The 5,769-nt window shown below is 55.6% G+C and carries 2 tRNA genes and 3 rRNA genes; all 5 read left to right on the top strand.

Annotated elements, in window-relative coordinates:
* Nucleotides 1–201: 201 nt before the first annotated feature.
* The 5 genes from D7X96_RS38560 (at nucleotide 202) to rrf (ending at nucleotide 5,713) form a co-directional block, all read left to right on the top strand.
* Nucleotides 202–1,739, top strand: a 16S ribosomal RNA gene (locus D7X96_RS38560).
* Nucleotides 1,740–1,949: 210 nt separating this feature from the next.
* Nucleotides 1,950–2,026, top strand: a tRNA-Ile gene (locus D7X96_RS38555).
* 56 nt (nucleotides 2,027–2,082) lie between these two features.
* Nucleotides 2,083–2,155 (top strand) — tRNA-Ala (locus tag D7X96_RS38550).
* Between the two features lie 293 nt (nucleotides 2,156–2,448).
* A 23S ribosomal RNA gene (locus D7X96_RS38545) occupies nucleotides 2,449–5,415 on the top strand.
* 181 nt (nucleotides 5,416–5,596) lie between these two features.
* Nucleotides 5,597–5,713, top strand: a 5S ribosomal RNA gene (gene rrf / locus D7X96_RS38540).
* Together the 16S, 23S and 5S rRNA genes with 2 tRNA genes alongside form the textbook arrangement of a ribosomal RNA operon.
* Nucleotides 5,714–5,769: the final 56 nt, after the last annotated feature.

Here is a 5,769-nt window from a genome sequence, read left to right as displayed (position 1 = left end):
ACAAGCGGCTCGGTCTTTGAAAACCAAATAGCAAGCCCAAGCAGTAATGGATTGCGGAAACCGCAGTCAATTTTTTGAGGGCATCTTCACCTTCAAGAGCAGCGCTGAAAAGCGCAGCGAGAAGGGAAGTGCCGACGAATCAGCGAGCCGAGACTCCTTAGCCGGGTCTCGGGGAACGCCGGTTCAAGCAAACCAAGAATACAATTGGAGAGTTTGATCCTGGCTCAGAACGAACGCTGGCGGCGTGCCTAACACATGCAAGTCGAGCGCGAATAGGGGCAACCCTTAGTAGAGCGGCGCACGGGTGCGTAACACGTGGATAATCTGCCTGGATGCCTGGGATAACCAGTCGAAAGATTGGCTAATACCGGATAAGCCCACGGTCTCTTCGGAGACTGAGGGAAAAGGTGGCCTCTGTATACAAGCTATCACAACCAGATGAGTCCGCGGCCCATCAGCTAGTTGGCGGGGTAATGGCCCACCAAGGCGACGACGGGTAGCTGGTCTGAGAGGACGATCAGCCACACTGGAACTGAGACACGGTCCAGACTCCTACGGGAGGCAGCAGTGGGGAATTTTGCGCAATGGGCGAAAGCCTGACGCAGCAACGCCGCGTGTGTGATGAAGGTCTTTGGATTGTAAAGCACTTTCGACCGGGACGAAACCGTAAAGCCTAATACGCTTTGCCTTGACGGTACCGGGAGAAGAAGCACCGGCTAACTCTGTGCCAGCAGCCGCGGTAATACAGAGGGTGCAAGCGTTGTTCGGAATTATTGGGCGTAAAGCGCGTGTAGGCGGCTTTGCAAGTCGGGTGTGAAAGCCCTCAGCTCAACTGAGGAAGTGCGCCCGAAACTGCAGAGCTTGAGTGCCGGAGAGGGTGGCGGAATTCCCCAAGTAGAGGTGAAATTCGTAGATATGGGGAGGAACACCGGTGGCGAAGGCGGCCACCTGGACGGTAACTGACGCTGAGACGCGAAAGCGTGGGTAGCAAACAGGATTAGATACCCTGGTAGTCCACGCCGTAAACGATGAGAACTAGGTGTCGTGGGAGTTGACCCCCGCGGTGCCGTAGCTAACGCATTAAGTTCTCCGCCTGGGAAGTACGGTCGCAAGACTAAAACTCAAAGGAATTGACGGGGGCCCGCACAAGCGGTGGAGCATGTGGTTTAATTCGACGCAACGCGCAGAACCTTACCTGGTCTTGACATCCTCGGAATCCTTCAGAGATGAGGGAGTGCCCGCAAGGGAACCGAGAGACAGGTGCTGCATGGCTGTCGTCAGCTCGTGTCGTGAGATGTTGGGTTAAGTCCCGCAACGAGCGCAACCCTCGCCTTTAGTTGCCACGCAAGTGGATCTCTAGAGGGACTGCCGGTGTTAAACCGGAGGAAGGTGGGGATGACGTCAAGTCCTCATGGCCTTTATGACCAGGGCTACACACGTGCTACAATGGCCGGTACAGAGCGCTGCAAACCCGCGAGGGGGAGCTAATCGCAGAAAACCGGTCTCAGTTCAGATTGGAGTCTGCAACTCGACTCCATGAAGGCGGAATCGCTAGTAATCGCAGATCAGCACGCTGCGGTGAATACGTTCCCGGGCCTTGTACACACCGCCCGTCACACCATGGGAGTCGATTGCTCCAGAAGTCATCTCACCAAGAGATGCCCAAGGAGTGCTCGGTAACTGGGGTGAAGTCGTAACAAGGTAGCCGTAGGGGAACCTGCGGCTGGATCACCTCCTTTCTAAGGAGACCGGGTGTTGGACTCATCCTTCGGGAGAGTAGGCAACACCAGCAGCCTTCGGGCTGTCAGGTCTAACTAGGTCAATGTTTCCGGTAAACAATCCATTATGAACTTCGGGCTTGCTGTTTGGTTTTGAAGGACCGAGCGAAGGCAGCTCGGCTCTTTGAGAATGAAGGACGCTGTAGGGTTCGCCGATGCTTTAGCCCCCCTGGGCCTATAGCTCAGCTGGCTAGAGCGCGCGCCTGATAAGCGCGAGGTCGGTGGTTCAAGTCCACCTAGGCCCACCACTCTTCTTTCCTCACTGGAGGGAAGCGAAAGGGTGAATGGTGCTGACGCGAGAGTCGGGGCTGTAGCTCAGCTGGGAGAGCGCCAGCTTTGCAAGCTGGATGTCGTCGGTTCGAACCCGATCAGCTCCACAAGTTTCCTGGAAGTCGCAGGGACGTTCTTTGACAAGTGCATACGAAGGGTAAGTTGCAATTTCTGCTGAGTGAAGTTCTCGACAGAAGTGCCGACTTCGAAATCTGCTTTACCAGGCGCCGCGAGGCAGCCGGGTAGAGGGGAACGAAGTCTCCCACACATGAAGAAGCAGTTAGAGAAACAGCAATAAAGAATGTCTTCCGGGCCTGCTAGCGAAGAGCAGAGGTCTGGGCCTTGGTCTCCGAGTTTCGAAAATCCGCCGGGAGGCGGGCGTTAGACAAGAGATTAGGGCAAGTAAGCTACTAAGGGCGTGCGGTGGATGCCTAGGTGCCAAGAGGCGATGAAGGACGTGGGTGGCTGCGAAAAGCTTCGGGGAGTTGCCAACCAAACGTTGATCCGGAGATGTCCGAATGGGGAAACCCAGCGCGGCGAATAGCTGCGTTACTGCAAACTGAATTCATAGGTTTGCAGAGCAAACCAGGGGAAGTGAAACATCTCAGTACCCTGAGGAAGAGAAAACAATGAGTGATTCCCAAAGTAGTGGCGAGCGAAATGGGAAGAGGCCAAACCAGCGCCATGCAAATGGCGATGGGGTAGCGGGTCCGCGGTAGGACTCTGGAGGGCTAGTGGAAGCGTCCTGGAAAGACGCACCAAAGAGCGTGATAGTCGCGTACACGAAAGCCAACTGGAGCTGAGCGGGTTACCCAAGTAAGACGGGACACGTGCAATCCTGTCTGAATCTGCCGGGACCATCCGGTAAGCCTAAATACTCCTTGGCGACCGATAGTGAACAAGTACCGCGAGGGAAAGGTGAAAAGAACCCCGGTGAGGGGAGTCAAAAGAACCTGAAACCGCATGTCTACAAGCAGTTCGAGCACTACGGCGCAAGCCAGTGCGAGAGCGTACCTTTTGCATCATGATTCGGCGACTTAATATACGTAGCGAGGCTAAGCCGTTAGGTGGAGCCGGAGCGAAAGCGAGTCCGAATAGGGCGCTAAGTTGCGTGTATTATAACCCGAAGCGGGGTGATCTACACATGGCCAGGTTGAAGTGCGGGTAACACCGCATGGAGGACCGAACTCATGAAAGTTGAAAATTTCTGGGATGAGCTGTGTGTAGGGGTGAAAGGCCAATCAAACTCCGTGATAGCTGGTTCTCCCCGAAAGATATTTAGGTATCGGCTCGGGTAATTCAATGCCGGAGGTAGAGCACTGAAACGGCTAGGGGTCTCACCAGATTACCAAACCGTATCAAACTCCGAATGCCGGCAATTGTTATCCCGGGACGCAGTCAGTGGGTGATAACGTCCATTGGCAAGAGGGGAATAACCCAGACCGACAGCTAAGGCCCCCAAATCTAGTCTAAGTGAACACTAGAAAGGATGTGGCAGGTCATTGACAACCAGGAGGTTGGCTTAGAAGCAGCCATCCTTTAAAGAAAGCGTAATAGCTCACTGGTCAAGACAGGCCGCGCCGAAAATGTAACGGGGCTCAAGACTAGTGCCGAAGCTTCGGGTCATGCATGCCAGGCATGTATGGCGGTAGGGGAGCGTCCCAGTTGCAGCGAAGGTGGACCGAAAGGGCCGCTGGAGCGACTGGGAGTGCTGATGCCGAAATGAGTAGCGATAAAGGGGGTGAGAAACCCCCTCGCCGTAAACCCAAGGTTTCCTGGGTCAAGTTAATCTTCCCAGGGTTAGCCGGGTCCTAAGCCGAGGCCGAAAGGCGTAGGTGATGGCAAGCAGGTTAATATTCCTGCGCCATCTTGCAGACGTTGAACTGAGGGAGGACGGAGAAAGCTAGGCGAGCTGACCGGTGGTTGTGTCAGTCTAAAGGCGTAGGGGTGTCGCGTACGAATAAAGGCGCGGCAGCTATCCCCGAGACCCCATGGCGCCCCGCAAGGGGTAAGTCGCTGATGCTCGGCTTCCAAGAAAAGTCCCGCAGGGAGTCTGCAGGGTGTCCGTACCGCAAACCGACACAGGTGGGTGAGGAGAAAATCCTAAGGCGCTTGAGAGAACTCTCCTCCAAGGAACTAGGCAAATTTCCACCGTAACTTCGGAAGAAGGTGGGCCTCTGGTAGGTGTAGGCGTACAGCCGAAGCCGAGAGAGGTTGCAGAGAAATGGCGGTAGCGACTGTTTACCAAAAACACAGGACTCTGCGAAGGCGACAAGCCGACGTATAGGGTCTGACTCCTGCCCGGTGCTGGAAGGTTAAGGGGATTCGTCAGCCGCAAGGCGAAGCGATGATCCGAAGCCCCAGTAAACGGCGGCCGTAACTATAACGGTCCTAAGGTAGCGAAATTCCTTGTCGGGTAAGTTCCGACCTGCACGAATGGAGTAACGACTTCCGCACTGTCTCGGAGAGGGACTCAGCGAAATTGAAATAGCTGTGCCGATGCAGTTTACCCGCAGCAAGACGGAAAGACCCCGTGAACCTTTACTACAACTTGACAGTGACACTAGGGATTGACTGTGTAGGATAGGTGGGAGCCTTTGAAGCCGGGCCGCTAGGTTCGGTGGAGGCAACGGTGAAATACCACCCTGTTGATTTCTGGTGTCTAACCACGTCTCGTCAGCCGGGACTGGGACACTGTCTGGTGGGTAGTTTGACTGGGGCGGTCGCCTCCCAAAAAGTAACGGAGGCGCGCGATGGTTCCCTCAGCCCGATTGGAAACCGGGCGTCGAGTGCAATGGCATAAGGGAGCTTGACTGCGAGACCGACAGGTCGAGCAGGTGCGAAAGCAGGTCATAGTGATCCGGTGGTCCTGAATGGAAGGGCCATCGCTCAACGGATAAAAGGTACTCCGGGGATAACAGGCTTATCTCCCCCAAGAGTTCACATCGACGGGGAGGTTTGGCACCTCGATGTCGGCTCATCGCATCCTGGGGCTGGAGCAGGTCCCAAGGGTTTGGCTGTTCGCCAATTAAAGCGGTACGCGAGCTGGGTTCAAAACGTCGTGAGACAGTTTGGTCCCTATCTGCTGTGGGCGTAGGATACTTGAGAGGCTCTGACCTTAGTACGAGAGGACCGGGTTGGAGGCACCGCTGGTGTACCAGTTGTCTCGCCAGAGGCATCGCTGGGTAGCCATGTGCCGATTGGATAACCGCTGAAAGCATCTAAGCGGGAAACCGACCTCAAGACCAGGTATCCCGGGCGCAAGCCCCTGAAGACTCGTGGAAGACTACCACGTTGATAGGCTGGGTGTGTAAGCGCGGTAACGCGTTAAGCTAACCAGTACTAATAAGTCGAGCGGCTTACTTCCCCCATTCTCTTGCATGCCCCCTCGTGGGGAGTAAGGGACTCGGGGCCAAGGCCGAGGCCAGGACGCCACTATGTGCGTCCGCCCGGAAGGCAGCTGTTTCATACCTCTTCTTCAACTGAAGAGACTTCACTCAAGGCAGAAGCCTTGCAACTTACCCTTCGTATGCACCGTCAGTCGCTTTTCCGGTGGCAATGTCGGAGGGGTCACACCCGTTCCCATCCCGAACACGGAAGTTAAGCCCTCCAGAGCCGATGGTACTCCGCGGGAAACCGCGTGGGAGAGTAGGTCGCTGCCGGATTCTTTTTGAAAGCCCCTGGTGCCGCAAGGCGCCAGGGGCTTTGTCTTTGCGGGCTT

The sequence above is a fragment of the Corallococcus interemptor genome (genome assembly GCF_003668875.1).
Classification (GTDB): domain Bacteria; phylum Myxococcota; class Myxococcia; order Myxococcales; family Myxococcaceae; genus Corallococcus; species Corallococcus interemptor.
The sequence above is the reverse complement of the archived record's forward strand: the minus strand, read 5'-3'. Positions and strand labels throughout refer to the sequence as shown.